Here is a 16,121-nt window from a genome sequence, read left to right as displayed (position 1 = left end):
CATGCAACTCAACCGCCGCCCCCGCAAAACCCTGGGCTTTCAAACACCAGCCGAGAAAATGGCCGCACTGATAAACTCAACCGAAACATAAGACGTGTTTCCACGACCACTAGAATCCGCCCTCCACGGGGGCTAAATGAACCGCGCCGCTTAGCGCAGGCCTGCGGCACGCTCGAGCTCGTGCTTTGCAATGTCCGCAGACTTCGGCACGATGGAAAAGACCTTGCGCTCAGTGTCCATGCCCTTGGTGAGGTTGAGCATACGCCCCTCCAGGCCGAAGCAGAGGCCGGCAGCGAAGTCGATGAAGCGCTTGGCGGTGGCCTTTTCGGCGTCAGTCAACTCGAAGACAACGGCATCGCCGTCGCGGAAGGGCTCGCCTACCTTGGCGGCATCATTGAAAGACGTCAGCGAGATGGCCACGATGGTCGGAACGAATTCCTCCTGCGCTGGGGCCGGCTCATAGGACTGCGGGGCGCGGCGAGGTGCGTAGGCCGAGGAGCTATTTTCGGAGTAACGCGGCTCCTCGTTGTAGTAGGCATCGTCCTCTTCGATGTCCACCGGGCCCAGCCCGAAGAAATCCTTCGTCTTATCAATGAATGACATTTTTGGGTCTCCCTCTGACCTAAATTTGTACAAGTCTGAACGCGTAAAATGTGTCTGGTGTGACTCATGTGATTTACGCCGTGAAATGCGCTTTTGCGATGTTTTTAACCTACTGGCCGCGGCCCCATGATACTGGTTCCGACACGCACGATATCACTGCCCGCAGCAATTGCCTCGGCCATGTCCGCGCTCATGCCAGCAGAGAATTTCAACGGTCGATTCAGCTCAGAGGATAAGCGATCTACCTCTCCGCGGACGTTTCGGAATACCTCGCCAGCATCGGCATCAAGTGGCGGAACCACCATGAGTCCGGCAAGTTCTAGGTGCTGCGCTTTTTCCACGGCACGCACGACCTCATCGAGCGCGTCCGGAGTTACCCCACCTCGAGCGCCATCGCCGTCGGCGGAGACTTGGATAAATACCGGCAAATTGCTTTCGCGCTCGCCTCGTTCCTTGGCTAAGGAAACTCCCCGCTCCAGCGCGTGGGCGAGCTTGAGGGAATCAAGCGAATGGACGCTGGCGGCCCAACGAGCCACATGGTTGGCTTTTTTGGTCTGAATTTGGCCAATCATGTGGAAACGCAGCTGCGGCAGCTCAGCGGCCTTGGCGCGGGCTTCTTGCTCCCGGTTTTCGGCGACGTCGGTAATTCCTAGCTCTGCCAGCAGGGCAATATCGGCAGCTGGGTGAAACTTCGTTACCGGCAACAGCTGCGGTGGTTTTCGCCCTGACTGCGCTGCTAGCCGTTCAATCTTGGCAAGGGTGGCCGATAGGTTTTGTTCTAGCTGTGCCTTTCGGTCTGACATTACTTAGCCTCCAACCAAATTAATCCAGCCTGGCGGCCGGTGGTGCCTTCGCGGCGATAGGAAAAGAAGTCTTCGTCTTCGATGGTGCAGCGCGGGTCGGATTCAATCGCGGTGATGCCTAGCCCCATGAGCTGGCGAATCAGCCCTGCGCGCACATCGATGCCCCACGTGCCCTTCGACGTCCGAGTCTTGGAACCGGGCAAGCGACTCTCGACGTCATTGGCCATTTCCTCAGGCACTTCGTAGTTCTTTCCGGAAGCGGCCGGCCCCATGACCACCTGAATGCGCTCGGGCTGTGCGCCAAGCTTCTGCATTTCGCGCACGGTATTGACCACAAGGCCGTTGCGGGCGCCAAGGCGGCCAGCGTGGGCGGCGGCGATGACGCCAGCGGTGACGTCGACAAGCAGCACCGGCGTGCAATCCGCAACAAGGACGCCCAAGCCCAAGCGGCGCTGGGTGGTGACAATTGCGTCTGTGGCTGGCACGGGCTCGTCCTGTGGACCATCGACGACGGTGACGGTATTGGTGTGAAGCTGTTCCATCCACACGATGTCGTCCAGACCGGTCACGCGCTTCAGGCGCTCGCGGTTAGCGGCAACCGCGTCGGGGTCATCGCCGACGTGGTGCCCCAAGTTGAAGGAGTCGTATGGAATAGCAGACGCCCCGCCAGCACGGCTAGTAAAAACCATGCGGACGGGGCGTGTGGTGCGATGTTCCTCGTTTACTGGCATGCACACCAGCGTAGCGCTTTGCGCTTAGCGCATGAAGGAAGGCACGTCCAGATCGTCGTCGCCGTCATCGTCACGACGCTGCGACGGGCGGGACAAACGGTAGTCATCGCGGCGCTCCTCGCGGGAGAAACGGTCAGAGTTGGTGAACAGACCGCTAGATTCTGGGCGACGCTCCTCGGCGGGGCGCTGCGGGGCGTAGCGCTCTCGCTCCTGGCCGGCGCGCGGCTCGTAGGAGTGGCGCGGAGAGTAGTCATCCTGTACCGGCTGAGCGGCAGCGGGCTGCGCCGGTGCCGGGGTGACGGGTTCTGCGGCTTCGCGCTGGCGATTGTCAAAAAGGGAGCCCGGCTTGCGCTGTTCCTGCTGCGGCTGCTGCTGCGCAGCGGCCTGGGTCATATTGGCCTCGGCATCGAAACCGGTGGCAATGATAGTGATGCGGATTTCATCGCCCAGGGTGTCATCGATGATGGTACCGAAGATGAGGTTGACGTCTTCGTCAGCGCGCTCTTCCACCATGGAGGCGGCGGCGTTTACTTCGTGCAGGCCGAGATCGGAGCCGCCGGCGATGGACAGCAGCACGCCCTTGGCGCCTTCCATCGTGGATTCCAACAGCGGGGAGTTAATGGCTTGCTCAGCAGCGGTCATGGCGCGGTTATCACCGCGGGCGGAACCGATGCCCATCAGCGCGGAGCCAGCGTCAGACATAACGGAGCGGACGTCCGCAAAGTCGACGTTGATCATGCCCGGGATGGTGATCAGGTTGGTAATACCCTGCACACCATTGTGCAGCACCTCATCGGCAGCACGGAAAGCCTCAACGATGGAGAGCTCTTCCCCACCGAGCTGCATCAGGCGATCGTTCGGAATGACGATGAGGGTATCGCAGACCTCGCGCAGCTCCTCAATGCCGGCCATGGCCTGGCGGGTACGGCGAGCGCCTTCGAACTTGAACGGGCGGGTGACAACACCGACGGTCAGCGCACCCATTTTCTTCGCGATAGACGCCACGACCGGAGCAGCACCGGTGCCGGTGCCGCCACCCTCGCCGGCAGTCACGAAGACCATGTCGGAGCCCTCGAGGGCGTCTTCAATTTCGGACTTGTGGTCTTCTGCGGAGGTCTTTCCTACCTCAGGGTTAGCGCCGGCGCCGAGGCCACGGGTGGCCTCACGGCCAATGTCGAGCTTGGTGTCTGCATCGGAGAAAATGAGGGCCTGGGAGTCGGTGTTGATGGCGACGAACTGAACACCCTTGAGGCCTTCTTCGATCATGCGGTTGACGGCGTTGACGCCGCCGCCGCCGACGCCGACGACCTTGATATCCGCGAGATTGTTATTGGAAGAGATCATGTGAGTAGGTCTCACCTTTCGCTACTTTAAGTCTGCACGTGCATTAAACGAGGAATGTAATGCGCTCCGCCGAAGGCGAATCGCGTTCCTTTCCATCTTTAACGACAGCGGTGTAATTTTCACGCACATTTTCCGCGTGTCGAGACCCTCAAGTTCCACTTTAGGGTTGCTCACCTGCGGTTTTACAAGTCACACCCGCATCATCCGCCCCACGGTTCAGGCACTAAAAAGAGCCCGTGCAGCGCACACGCCTAAGCGGTGCTGCACGGGCCCACAAGAGCGATAAAGGCACCTGCGGGGGCACCCGTCGCCCTATCCGCGGGTGGTGACCAACTCAGGGTTGGAAATATTCCACTCGCGGCCTTCCATCTTCAACACTGTGGCAAAAGCATGCGCCTTGTCCTCATCGTTAGAATCGCTGGCACCCCAGAAGATGCGCCGGTCATCTTTGGTGGTGAAAGTCAGCGAATATTCGCCCGCCACTTCCAGCTTTGCTACTTGTTTGCGGACGTCGTCGGAAAGCGCTGCAATCGCTCGCACGGCATCCTGGATTTGCGGCGAGCCACTATCGACGGAGCCCGTCACCTCAACCGCGCCCGCGGGAGGCTCAGCGGAGGTAAACTCCTCGCCCTTATCATCGATCAGGAAGGGCTTATTATCGCGCTTTACAAACGCCACAGCCTTGTGCTCGGACACGTTGATGGTCAAGGTCGAAGGGAAATCGCGAGAGACTGTCACCGAATCGACCCAGTCCAATCCAGCAACACCGGAAGCTGCCTCACGCGCATTAACGCGTAGCAAATTTTCGCCCTTGGGAACCCCAGAGGCTTCCTCCACCTGTGCGGGATCGAGCTGATGGACGCCCTCCACCTGAAAATTACGTACCTTTAGGACGGGAACTGTCCACATCACGGCGGCCACTATGAGGACCACAGCGACAATTGCAGCGATGACCCCAGCGATGAGCTTTGCGGATACGCGCACTAGCTTGCCCGCAATTCATCGAGGATTTCCGCCGCCACCATGGTTACCGAGCCAGCTCCGATGGTCAGCACCACATCGCCTGGCTCCGCCACCGACACGACGTCGCGGGCAGCGGCGGAAAAGTCTGGCTCGAAGATGACCTGCATGTCAGCGGGCATCTTATCGGTAATGATGCGGGAGGTAATTCCCTCCACGGGCTGTTCGCGAGCGCCGTAGATGTCGAGTACCACGGCGGCGTCGGCAAGCGAGAGTGCCTGGGCAAACTCGGCGTCGAATTCCATGGTGCGCGAGTACAGGTGCGGCTGGAAGCACGCGATAACGCGCCCGCCGTGGCCTTCCGCCTCGACCTTTGCGCGGGCGGCCCGCAGCACTGCCGCAACCTCAGTGGGATGGTGCGCATAATCATCAAAGACCCGCACGGGTTTGCCCTGCTTGTCGACGCTCCCCCGGTACTCAAAGCGCCGCCGCACACCGCCAAAATCAGCCAATCCCTCGGCGATGGCGGCCGGGGTGCCGCCGGAGAGCACGCCAGCGATCAACGCGCCCATGGAATTGAGCACCATGTGGTGGCCTGGGATCTGCAGCTCGTAGCGCACGGTTTCAGAAACGCCAGGAAGGTTGACTTTGACGGTGGTGTCCATGCCTTCCGCGGTGGTCTCTTCGCGGACCAACTCGGCCGCCAGTGGCACGGTAGAGGTAAAAGACTTCTCCGGCGAGCCGTAGGCCACGACGTTGATGCCGCGCTCCAGCGCCCGCTCGCCAGCCCGGGCAGCATGCTCGTCTTCAGCACACACAACAAGGTAGCCGGTCTCCGGGGTAACCAAGTCAGCAAAGTCATCGAAGACTTGGAAATAGGCTTCCTCGCTGTGGAAGAAGTCGAGGTGGTCGGGCTCGATAGTCGTGAGCACCGCGACGTCAGGGCTATAGCGCAGCAGGGAGGCATCAGATTCATCGGCCTCGGCGACGAAAGCTTCCCCGGTGCCACCGTGGGCATTGGTACCCGCGCGGTTGAGCTGGCCGCCGATGGCGAAGGAAGGATCAAGACCCGCGTGTTGCATCGCGCTTACGGTCATCGACGTGGTGGAGGTTTTGCCATGGGTGCCAGCCAGCAACACCTGCTGGTGGCCTTCCATCAAGGCGGCGAGCAGATCGGAGCGGCGAATTACCGGGATATCGTTATCCTTTGCGGCTACTAGCTCCGGGTTGTCTTGGGGAATGGCGGCAAACGAGGTAACTACGACGGTAGGCAGCTCACCTGACAGTCGCAGATTTTCCGCGGCATGGCCGATGGCGACCTTGGCGCCCATGGTCCGCAGCACCTCCACCGGGGTGGAGTCTTTGACATCGGAACCAGTGACCACTCCGCCGCGAGCGGCGAGGATTCGCGCGAGCCCCGACATTCCGGAACCACCAATGCCGATGAGGTGGACGCGGCGCAGATCGTAATGTGCGGGATCGGTCATTTACTTATCCTTCCTTCCAGCGGCGTCTTCGGCCTCGGATACGCGGGCGGCGATGCGGTCTGCGATGGAATTGGCCACGTCTCCGGCGCTAGCATGGGCGGCGGCGTGCGTCATCGACTCGAGGCGTTGCGGGTCATCGAGAATGCCACGCACCTCGGAGATGAGTCGTTCTGCGGTCAGCTCCGCGTCCGGAATCTGGATGGCAGCGCCTGCCTCGACCACGTCGCGGGAATTGAGCGCCTGTTCGCCATTGCCGTGCGGCAGCGGAACGTAAATGGCCGGCAGGCCTGCGGCGGATACTTCGGCAACGGTCATCGCGCCAGACCGGCACACGACGAGGTCGGCTACCGCAAGGGCGGAGCCCATGTCCTCGATATACGGCAGTGCGGCGTAGTTCGGGTGTTCCGCGGGCGGATCATTCTTCTTGCCATAGGCGTGCAGGAGCTGGAAGTCCTGCGCCAGGTCCTCCACCGCTCCAGCAACGGCGCGGTTGATGCTGGCCGCACCTTGGGACCCGCCGGTGATGAGAATGGTGGGAAGCTCGGCCAGGTTCCACTTGGTGCGCGCGTCTGCGGCCAGGTTGCCATTCGGGTCGTCTGCCAGGCTCGGCCGAACGGGAATGCCAACGACCTCGCCCGGCATGCCAGAATCCGGGTGGGCGTTGAGTCCAATGCCGCCCATCTTCACGCCGAGCTTATTGGCCATTCCAGCCAAAGCATTGGTCTCGAGAACATAAAAGGGGATGCCGAGGGATCGCGCAGCAATATAGGCCGGCCCGGCCACGTAGCCGCCGGTGCCAAAGACGACATCCGCCTCGACGTCTTTGAGTACCTGCTTGGCCTCCCCCACCGCGCGGGAGAGGTTGAACGGTAGCTTGAAGAGCTGCGCGTTGACCTTGCGCGGGATTGGCACGGGGGTAATCAGGCTAAGGTCCACGCCGCGGGCGGGAATGATATCGCGCTCGAGGCCCTTTTCGGTACCGAGAGCAGTGATGCGTGCGCCGTGGCGCTCGCGCAAAGCTTCGCCCACGGCGAGGGCGGGTTCAATGTGTCCGGCGGTGCCGCCACCTGCGATGACGACGGAAATAGGCGTGGAATTCATAGCCTAAAGGCTACCAGCGCCGCCTAGCGATAGCGGCGCTCGGCGCGCGGATAGCGGCGGCCGCTTCCGGTTACGGGGCGACCAAAGCGCTCCTCGCGCACGCGGGATCGCGGCTCCTGCGGACGAGCGTGACGGCCCTGCTGCTTCTTCTTCGGCTTCGGCACTGGCTGCGGCTCGCCGATGAACAAAAGGCGGTCGAACAGCGGGCGGCCGAAATTCTGCATGGCGGAAATTTGCATCGGCTCGTGACGCGCCACGTTGCACAGGATGCCCATCGAGCCAATCGTGATGATCGCCGCGGTACCGCCGGCAGAAATCATGGGCAGCTGAATACCGGTCACCGGCAGCAGGCCAATGACGTAGCCAATATTTACGAAGGCCTGCGTGACCACACCGATGGTCAGCGTTGCGGCCAGCAGGGACTGGAACTGGTTCTGTGCGCGCATCGCGGTGCGCAGGCCCACATAGCCCAAGGCGGCGAATAGCACGATGACGAGCGCACCGCCCCACCAGCCGAGTTCCTCACCCACGATGGCGAAAATAAAGTCATTTTTCGCCTCGGGCAGGTAGAACCACTTGGCACGGGATTGGCCAATGCCAACGCCCCAGAAGCCGCCGTCGGCAAGCGAGAGAAAGCCCTGATAGGACTGGAAACCCGTACCTTGAGTATCGGAGATATTGCCCACTAGGGCGTCGAAATAGGTGTGGAAGCGGTTGGACCGGAAGCCGCCAGAAAGGAAGATAAACAGCAAACCGCACACGGCTGCGACGCCGATGGTCGCCGGAACGCGCCAGTCGACACCCGCGAAAATCAGGGTGAAGACAACCACGAGGGCCAAGGACAAAGCCATACCGAAGTCGCCCTGAAGGACGATGAGCAAGAACATAACGCCGGCAATGAGGGAGTACATCATGAAGGGATCCGTCACCTTCATGGATTTGTGCTCCTTATCCGCCAATACGGTCGCACCAAACATGCCTACGGCGACGCGGGCAAGCTCCGAGGGCTGCAGGGAGAACGGTCCCAAGTAAATCCAGGACTGGGAACCTACCTCCTCGCGGCCGGTACCGACGCCAGGGATCAGCACCGCGATGAGCAAAATGATGGACAAGCCCACAATCCACGGCACGCATTTGCGCAGGGTATGCGGCGACACCTTGAGGCCAAACCAAAAGGCAACGAGACCCAAGAACACCATCACGCACTGGCGCAATGCTTGGTTCCATACTCCGCCGTCCTCGGTTAGGGAAGTAGCCATGGAGGAAGAAAAGACCATGAGCACGCCGATGCCCACGAGGAAGAAGATGATAAAGCGCAGCAGCTGGTAATCAAGGCCTGCTTCCTGGCGGGCTCGCTCGCGCAGCTCGCGAACGCGGTCGCCAAAACTCTTGGAGCGCGGGCGCTGCTGGGAGGTGGCCGTCATGTGTTCTCCTGATCCTTAAATCTATAGCTCTAGTTGCGGGTAAGCTCCCGCGCGGCCGCGGCAAATACATCACCGCGTTGAGCCATGCCGGTATACATATCCAACGATGCCGCAGCCGGCGCCAAAAGAACGGTATCCCCGGCGTCGGCGTGTTGCAGTGCAGCCTCCACCGCAGCGTTCATGGCTGCAAAAGGCTCCTGCGTTTCAATGACGTCCACCGGGGCATGCGGCGCGTGCGCGGCGAGGGCCCGGGCCACCTCTTCCCTATCCACACCTAGGACTACCGCGGCCTTGATGTGGGCGGCGTGCTTGGCGACGAGCCCGTCTACCTCCGCGCCCTTCAACTGCCCGCCGGCAATCCAGACCACGGAGTTGAGCCCCTTGAGCGCCGCATCCGCCGCGTGCGGGTTGGTGGCCTTGGAATTATCGATGAACGTGATGCCGGAATGCTCATGGACCACAGCGCCGCGGTGCCCGGCGACGGTATATGCGGACAGCCCCTGCGCAATGGACTCCGGGGTGGCGCCTGCCAGACGCGCGACGCTGGCTGCGGCCGCAGCGTCTAGGACTCCTGCCAGGCCGGCGGGCTCAATGCCCTCTGCGGACGCGAGATCCTCGCGCTGCTCGTTAAGCCGCGAGACAAGACGGCCGGCGCTTACGCCCACCTCTCCCTGTGTGGGTTCAGCGGCAGTAAAGCCGAAGAGGTCTGCGGTATCCGCGGCGTAGCGGACCGCCTCGGCGTCATCCTTGCCTACCACAGCGACGTCACCGGAGAGCACCTTGGCCTTCGCGCGGGCATAGGCATCGAACGATCCGTGCCAATCTAGGTGATCATCTGCCAGGTTCAGCAACACGCCCACATCCGGGCGCAAGTGGCTCGACCAATGCAACTGGAAAGAAGACAGCTCTGCGCAGAGAACGTCGACGCGAGGGGTGGCAGTGAGGGCGTCGAAAAGCGAAACGCCGATATTGCCCACCGCCAGTGCGCGGTTGCCGGTGCGCTTGGCATCAGCCTGCATAATCTGGGCCAACATACCGGTAGTGGTGGTTTTGCCGTTAGTCCCGGTAACTACCAGCCAGGTACGCGGCGCGCCGAAGACGCCCGCACGATCCAGGCGGTAGGCCAGCTCCACGTCACCGATGACCTCTACCCCAGCGTCCTGGAAAGCAACCAACAAAGGCGAATCGGGACGCCAGCCCGGCGAAGTAACCACAAGGTCAAACTCGCCCTGGGCGGCAGAATCGACGGAGACGGTTGCTACACCGAATTCCTCCGCCAATTCCGCCAGCGCGGTCTGGTTGGAATCTGCCACGGTGGTATCCACCCCGAGGCTTGCCAGCATAGCGACGCAACCGCGCCCCGATACTCCCGCCCCGGCTACGAGCACTCGCCCGCGCAACGAGGATGGCAACTCGGTCATCTCTATTCCTCTTTCCTCGATAAAGCTAAAAAGGCATGAGTTTTAGGAAGCAAAGCCGACGGCAGACAGCCAGTCGCCGTAGAAGATGCATACTCCGGCAATAGCGGCCATGGCGCTCAGCAGCCAGAAGCGGGTGACGACGGCGGTCTCAGCCCAGCCACCATTTTCAAAGTGGTGGTGGATAGGCGCCATGCGGAAGAAGCGCTTACCGGTACTGCGGAAGACGATGATCTGGATAACCACGGAGACCGTCTCAATCACGAAGATGGCGCCGATGATGATCATGAGCAGCTCGGTGCGAGTGGTCACCGATAGGCCGGCGACGAGGCCGCCCAGTGCAAGCGAACCGGTATCGCCCATGAAGATCTTTGCCGGTGCGGCATTCCACCACAAAAAGCCCAAGCAACCGCCCAGGCCGGCTGCAGCCAGCACGGCCAAGTCGAGCGGATCGCGAACTTCATAGCACCCTGCCGCTGGCGACACGGCGCAAGAGTTGCGGAACTGCCAGAAGGAAATCAGTGCGTAGGCGCCCATCACCATCGCGGTGGTGCCTGCGGCCAAGCCGTCGAGGCCGTCGGTGAGGTTCACGGCGTTCGACCACGCAGCAATGAGTAGGTAAAGAAAGACCAGGAAAACGATGGTGCCGATGATGGCGCCGCCCACGGCGATGTCGAAGGTTTCAAAATCGCGAACGAAGGAAAGGTTGGTAGACGCCGGAGTCAAGCCGTGCTCGTCTGGGAACTGCAGCGCCAGGATGCCGAAGATGAGCGCCACGGCCAGCTGACCTACCAGCTTGGCGGTCTTGTTCAGGCCAAGGTTGCGCTTTTTGAATAGCTTGATGAAGTCATCGGCAAAGCCCAGACCGCCAAGGCCCATCGTGAGGAAATAAACCAAGAGACCAGAGGGGCTAAAACCACCGTTGCCAGTCACGCGGGCATAAATTCCCACCACGAGGTAGGCCACGGTGATAGCCAGCAAAATCGCGAGACCGCCCATGGTGGGCGTACCGCGCTTGCGCAAGTGCAACTGCGGCCCGTCCTCGCGAATTTCTTGCCCCTTGCCTACCCCGGAAAAGTAGCGGACCAACATGGGAGTGGTAAAGATCGCGACGAGGAAGCTGAGGATGCCCGCGATAATGATCTGAGTCATTGCTAGAGGTCTTTCTCCTTGTACTGAGGACTAACGGCGATTGAGCTGTTCTGCCACGCGCCACAGGCGCTGGGCATTCGATGACTTGATGAGGACTACATCTTTGGCCTCGCGCCCGGTCCAATCTTCGATGCCGGCAGGCGCTACCCTGATGATGTCTTCGACCGCCGCCGCAGCGGCGTCAACATCCGGGCTGATAGTAGTATTTATACCCCGCGCCTGTGCGGCCTCGACCATGGCCCTCATATTATCGTTGTCTCCCACGGCCACGAGGTGGTCAACGTGGTACTTGGAAAGCACCTCTCCCAATGCGCGGTGGGCGGCCACCGCTTCTCCACCGAGCTCGCCCATCTCACCGAGCACGGCGATGGCGCGGGCATCCGGTCGGGCGGCAGAAGTATAGGCCAGGGCGGCAATGGCCGCGTGCATGGAATCGGGGTTGGCGTTATAGGAATCATCGATGGTGGTTACTCCATCGCGGCGGGTACGCACGTCCATGCGGTGTTCCGAGGCATTCTGGTGCCCGGATAGCGCGTTGGCTACCACCTGCGGGTCCATGCCCGATTCGATAGCAGCCGCGGCCGCTGCCAAAGCGTTAGAAACCTGGTGCTTGCCAAAGACCTGCAGCTTCACCGGAAGTGGGTCCGTTCCCGGAGCATGCAGCACAAACGAGGGGCGGGCGACGTCATCGAGCTGGATATCGCTGGCGTAGTACTGGGCGTCGGAAGCCGGCGGCTTATTGGCCGAGTAGTAGACGACCTTGGCTGAGGTGCGCGGCGCCATGCCGGCGACGAAAGGATCATCGGCATTGAGCACGGCGACGCCGCCCTCAGCTGCCGAGGGCAAGGCTTCCACGAGCTCGCCCTTGGCCTGGGCAATATTCTCGCGTGAGCCAAACTCACCCAAGTGTGCGGTACCGACGTTGAGTACCACGCCGACAGTAGGCGCGGTAATGGTGGTCAGGTGGCGGATATGGCCGATGCCGCGGGCAGACATTTCGGCGACTAGGAAGCGGGTATGCTCATCGCAGCGCAAAGCGGTATACGGCAGGCCGACCTCGTTATTAAAGGAGCCGGGAGGAGCCACGGTGTCGCCCTCAGCGCGGAAAATCGTGGCCAGTAGGTCCTTGGTGGAGGTCTTTCCGGCCGAGCCGGTTACGCCCACGATGTCTAGGCCTTGCTCGGCGGTCAGGCGGCGGGTGACCTCCCGCGCGATATCGGAAAGCGCCTGCACCACCGCGGCGGCCGAGCCGTCCTCGTCATGGGCATAGATATCGGCGTTGGCGGCATCGCCGGTAACGCGGCCTTGGGGCTTGACGACGACCGCCGGAACCCCCACCGGCCGCGCCGCCAACACCGCCACTGCGCCCTGCTCGATGGCCTTTTCTGCATAGTCATGGCCATCCACACGGGCACCGGGCAGGGCAAGGAAGAGCCCGCCCTTAGTTACCTTGCGGGAATCGAATTCGATGAACCCGGTAACGCGCTGGTCTGGGTCAGACACGCAATCGAGGCTGCCCCCGGTAATTTCGGCAATATCGGCAATAGAAAGTGGAATCATGTCTACTCCTTCGCATCCCCAAGGGTATCGCGGTGCGGGGTTCCGGCCAGCTTTTCCTCGATGGCGCGGGCCATTTCCTCGCGGTCATCAAAATGCAAGGTCTTTCCGTTCACGAGCTGTCCCACCTCGTGGCCCTTGCCTACGACGATGACGGCATCGCCCGGCTCGGCCCAATCGACGACCTCATCGATGGCACGGGCGCGGGAGCCTACCTCGCGGATATCGCCCTGCGGGGCGGCTTCCCGTGCACCCGCCATCACCGCCGCGCGAATGGTGGCGGGGTCCTCGGAGCGCGGGTTGTCATCGGTAACCACGGTAAGGTCAGCGCGGCTGGCTGCGGCTGCGCCCATGATGGGGCGCTTAGAGCTATCACGGTCTCCGCCGGCGCCGACGACGATGCCGACGCGGCCCGTGGTTCCCTCCAGCTGGCCGCGCAAGGTGTCGAGCACCGCTGCGATGGCCGCCGGCTTATGCGCATAGTCCACTACGGCTACAAAGTCTTGGCCGCGGTCGATGCGCTCCATGCGGCCGGGGACTGCGACCTTCTCCACTCCCGATAGGAACTCCGCTGGGTCCTCTCCTACCGCGGTGGCCATGCCGAGCGCCAAGCAAGCATTGGCGATATTGAACTCGCCAGGCAGCGGCAGCCAGAAGGTGAAATCGGCACCGTCATAATTCAGGGCTACCTCTTGGGCACCGGTGGCCTCAGTGGCGGTTTGGCGCGCGCTAATCGTGGCCGCAGCGCCCTGGGTGGCAACCGTAGCAACTGGGTGGCCTGCGCTCTTGGCGACGTCGCGCATGCGCTCGCCCCACTCATCATCGATGCAGAGGACGGCTCGTTCGGCCGCCTGCTCCCCGGCGAAGAGCTTCGCTTTTGCCTGGAAGTAGTCCTCCATCGTGGGGTGAAAATCAAGGTGGTCCTGGCTCAGGTTCGTAAACCCGCCTACCGCAAACCGAGTTCCGCGCACGCGTCCTAGCTCCAGCGCGTGCGAGGACACTTCCATCACCACGTGGGTAACGCCCTCGTTCTTCATGCGCGCGAAAAGCTCTTGTAGGGTCGGCGCCTCAGGCGTGGTGAGCGAGGTGGGAACCGGCGTGCGGTTAATACGGGTACCGGTGGTTCCGATAAGGCCCACGGAGTGCCCGGCGTGAAGCAGGCCGGCCTCCAGCAGGTAGCTGGTGGTGGTCTTGCCGGAGGTGCCGGTAACACCGATGACCGTCAGGTCACGGGTCGGGTGGCCATATATCTCAGCGGAGATTGGACCGAGCACGGCTCGAATATCCTCCACCACCACAATGGGGCGGGTCTCTTGGGCCTCGGTAAGCAGGTCGAGCCCGGCGGCGTCGGTAAGCACAGCTCCAGCCTTGGTATCGCGAGCGAACTGCGCGCCGTGTACGCGCGTGCCCGGCAGGGCGGCAAAGAGCGCGCCTTCCGGCAAACGGGAAGAATCCAGCCCGCACGCGGAGACCTCCACGGAGGCATCACCAATGACGCGCCCACCAGAAAGCTGGGCGAGAGTATCCAAAGAAACGGTCATACTAAGCTCCTATTGTGCCCGCAGGGTCAGCCGCGGTGCTGGTTTCGAAGTCGGAATATTGTCACGATTAAGTAGCCACGAGGCGATATCGCGGAAGATAGGTGCCGCCGACTGGACGCCGCCTCCATTGTCCTCCACGCCGGACTTGGGTTCATCCAACATGACGGCAACAACGAAGCGCGGATCATCGGCCGGCGCAATGCCAGCAAAGGTGATCCAATAGGCGGAATTCGAATATGCCCCAGTATTTGGGTCCACCTTCTGGGCTGTACCGGTCTTGCCGGAAAGCTGATAGCCCTTAAGCTGCGCATTGCCGGCCGTACCGTTTTGTAGGCCTGCATCATCGTCTTGGAAGACGGCACGGAACATATCCACCGTAGTCTTGGCGGTCTCTGGGCTCACCACCTGGTTCTTTTCCGGTTCCTCTAGCTTTTCGTCCTTGCCGTCCGGCCCCTTGACCGAGTCAATGATGCGCGGCTCGATACGCTCGCCGCCATTGGCCAACGCTTGGTACACGCTGGCCATCTGCAAGGTGGTCCACGACTGGCCCTGACCAATAGGCAGGTTAGCGAAGGTGCCGCCGGACCATTGCTCCAAGTCTGGGACGCTGCCGGCCGATTCGTTCGGCAGCTCAATACCGGTGGTATTGCCCAACCCAAACTTCTTGAGGTACTCGGCGTACTTTTCTTGGCCCAACTTATCGGCGATCATCAAGGTACCGACGTTGGAGGACTTACCAAAGATGCCGGTGGTGGTATACGGCTCGGTGCCGTGTTCCCAGGCATCGTTGACCGTCACGCCCGCCATATCGATGGAACCGGGGACCTGGTGCACCTCATCCGGGGTGGTCACGCCCTCCTGCAGTGCAGCAGCCGCGGTAACCACCTTGGCTACAGAACCCGGCTCATAAGGGTGGGAGACGCTGCGGTTTTCAAAGTCCTTACCCTCATCAAGCTGATCCTCAACATTCTTATTGGGATCCACGGTATCGGTATTGGCCATGGCAAGGACCTGGCCGGTGGCAGCATCGAGGACCACTGCTTCCGCACCGGAAGCCTTAGAGTTGGCCTTGGCCTTTTCCAGCTTTTGCTGAACGTAGGTTTGCAGGTCCAAATCCAGAGTGAGGGTGACGTCGCGACCATCAACGGTATCCACGACGTCACGCAGAGTGCCTGGGATCACCTGGCCATCTGCGGATACGTCCTCGGTGGACTGGCCGTCAATGCCAGTAAGTTCCGTATCGCGCGCGGCCTCGAAACCGAACTGTCCATGGCCGTCCATCGACACCTTGCCCACAACGTTTTCGCCAATGGCGCCGTTGGGGTACTGGCGGATGTCTTGGCGGTCCGCTGCCACTCCGTGGTACTTATTGGCGATCTCTACGGCAACATCCGGATCGACGTTGCGCACCAGTACCTCATACTGGGTATCGGCCTTGAGCTTATTGAGGATGTCGTCCTTATCCACCTTGGAGGTCGAGGCGCCGGAATCTTCAATCAGCTTCGGGATTCCCTCAGACATGTCCTTGAGGGTCTCCTCCATCTTCTTGGTGAGGAAGCTATCCAGCTTCTCATCATCCATGCCCTCGGTCGAGCCATCTTTTTGGGCCTCGATCTCGGCCTTGTCTTTTAGCTCATCGCGCAGGCGGGTCGGTGAGACGGTCAAGGAACGAGACTTCATCGTGTAGGCCAAGCGCTGGCCATCGCGGTCTAAGATCTCTCCCCTACGGGCCGGCTCGATATAAACGCGCTCGCGCTGGGTGACGGCTTTGGCGGAAAGGTCCGGGCCCCACACAAGTTGTACCCAGGCCAAGCGGCCAGCGAGGACGACCATCGCCACGAGCACCACGGATACGATGATGCGCAGGCGTTTGCGCATCATCTTCTTTTGCGGCACCGCGGAGCTGGTCGAGCGGCGCGGGCGGCGCCTAGCCTTACTTGGCGTAGTCACAGTCCAGTGTCACCTTCCCTATTTCCGCCACAATTTCTTGCGTGTATTGA

At 61.5% G+C, this 16,121-nt stretch carries 13 protein-coding genes; all 13 read right to left on the bottom strand.

Annotated features, from left to right (window positions below):
- Window positions 1-150 precede the first annotated feature (150 nt).
- Window positions 151-603, bottom strand: a complete 453-nt coding sequence (locus MHX61_RS06380; RefSeq protein WP_005328906.1) for a cell division protein SepF — start codon at window positions 601-603, stop codon at window positions 151-153.
- 104 nt (window positions 604-707) lie between these two features.
- The gene (locus MHX61_RS06375; RefSeq protein ID WP_239193623.1) at window positions 708-1,406 is read right to left on the bottom strand and encodes a YggS family pyridoxal phosphate-dependent enzyme; all 699 of its coding nucleotides are present in this window, start codon (window positions 1,404-1,406) and stop codon (window positions 708-710) included.
- A complete protein-coding gene (gene pgeF / locus MHX61_RS06370) occupies window positions 1,406-2,137 on the bottom strand; it encodes a peptidoglycan editing factor PgeF (RefSeq protein WP_204608365.1) in 732 nt (243 codons plus the stop codon). Before pgeF ends, MHX61_RS06375 begins: the two co-directional genes overlap by 1 nt.
- Window positions 2,138-2,161: 24 nt before the next feature.
- Window positions 2,162-3,481: a cell division protein FtsZ gene (ftsZ, locus tag MHX61_RS06365; protein ID WP_204608363.1), complete on the bottom strand. Its 1,320-nt coding sequence runs from the start codon at window positions 3,479-3,481 to the stop codon at window positions 2,162-2,164.
- 312 nt (window positions 3,482-3,793) lie between these two features.
- Window positions 3,794-4,465: an FtsQ-type POTRA domain-containing protein gene (locus MHX61_RS06360; protein ID WP_239193622.1), complete on the bottom strand. Its 672-nt coding sequence runs from the start codon at window positions 4,463-4,465 to the stop codon at window positions 3,794-3,796.
- On the bottom strand, window positions 4,465-5,928 hold the full coding sequence (gene murC, locus MHX61_RS06355) for a UDP-N-acetylmuramate--L-alanine ligase (RefSeq protein ID WP_239193621.1): 1,464 nt from the start codon (window positions 5,926-5,928) through the stop codon (window positions 4,465-4,467). The genes MHX61_RS06360 and murC overlap by 1 nt, the downstream gene beginning before the upstream one ends.
- Window positions 5,929-7,029, bottom strand: coding sequence for an undecaprenyldiphospho-muramoylpentapeptide beta-N-acetylglucosaminyltransferase (gene murG / locus MHX61_RS06350; RefSeq protein ID WP_239193620.1), 1,101 nt, complete (start codon window positions 7,027-7,029; stop codon window positions 5,929-5,931).
- A 23-nt stretch (window positions 7,030-7,052) separates the two neighbouring features.
- Window positions 7,053-8,453, bottom strand: a complete 1,401-nt coding sequence (locus MHX61_RS06345; protein ID WP_239193619.1) for an FtsW/RodA/SpoVE family cell cycle protein — start codon at window positions 8,451-8,453, stop codon at window positions 7,053-7,055.
- Between the two features lie 29 nt (window positions 8,454-8,482).
- Window positions 8,483-9,874 carry a UDP-N-acetylmuramoyl-L-alanine--D-glutamate ligase gene (gene murD, locus MHX61_RS06340; RefSeq protein ID WP_239193618.1) on the bottom strand — a complete coding sequence of 464 codons (1,392 nt, stop codon included), beginning with the start codon at window positions 9,872-9,874 and terminating at the stop codon, window positions 8,483-8,485.
- Between the two features lie 42 nt (window positions 9,875-9,916).
- Entirely contained in the window at window positions 9,917-11,023 is a 1,107-nt protein-coding gene (mraY, locus tag MHX61_RS06335) for a phospho-N-acetylmuramoyl-pentapeptide-transferase (protein WP_005328919.1), read from the bottom strand.
- Window positions 11,024-11,053: 30 nt separating this feature from the next.
- Window positions 11,054-12,583 (bottom strand): UDP-N-acetylmuramoyl-tripeptide--D-alanyl-D-alanine ligase, encoded by a 1,530-nt coding sequence (gene murF / locus MHX61_RS06330; RefSeq protein ID WP_005328922.1) that lies wholly within the window; start codon window positions 12,581-12,583, stop codon window positions 11,054-11,056.
- A 2-nt stretch (window positions 12,584-12,585) separates the two neighbouring features.
- Window positions 12,586-14,121: a UDP-N-acetylmuramoyl-L-alanyl-D-glutamate--2,6-diaminopimelate ligase gene (locus tag MHX61_RS06325; protein WP_239193617.1), complete on the bottom strand. Its 1,536-nt coding sequence runs from the start codon at window positions 14,119-14,121 to the stop codon at window positions 12,586-12,588.
- Between the two features lie 9 nt (window positions 14,122-14,130).
- Window positions 14,131-16,002 carry a peptidoglycan D,D-transpeptidase FtsI family protein gene (locus MHX61_RS06320; protein WP_370658407.1) on the bottom strand — a complete coding sequence of 624 codons (1,872 nt, stop codon included), beginning with the start codon at window positions 16,000-16,002 and terminating at the stop codon, window positions 14,131-14,133.
- Between the last annotated feature and the right edge of the window lie 119 nt (window positions 16,003-16,121).

Source organism: Corynebacterium sp. ACRPF (assembly GCF_022347395.1).
In the GTDB taxonomy this organism is placed as follows: Bacteria; Actinomycetota; Actinomycetes; order Mycobacteriales; family Mycobacteriaceae; genus Corynebacterium; species Corynebacterium tuberculostearicum_D.
This window is presented reverse-complemented; position numbering and strand designations above follow the sequence as displayed.